General features: G+C 61.9%; 1 protein-coding gene. It reads left to right on the plus strand.

Going from position 1 to position 231, the window contains the following annotated elements:
* On the plus strand, positions 1-231 hold a 231-nt coding region (locus AC0L27_RS41565; RefSeq protein ID WP_473323959.1), incomplete at both ends, for a PHB depolymerase family esterase.

The following is a 231-nucleotide window of genomic DNA, read 5'->3' on the forward strand; positions in this document are numbered from 1 at the left end:
GCGCATCAACAACAGCAACACCTGCTTTAACTGGTTCAATCCGGAAGACACGGCGCGGGACAGTGGCGAGGCCTGTTCGATTCGCGAGATGATCGCGCATATGACGGAAACGCATCGCGTCGATCCCAAGCGCATCTTCATCACGGGCCTGTCGGCCGGCGGCGGCATGACGTCGGTGATGCTCGCGACCTACCCTGAAGTCTTCGCGGCCGGTGCGGTGATCGCGGGACT

Source organism: Bradyrhizobium sp. Ken51, assembly GCF_055807435.1.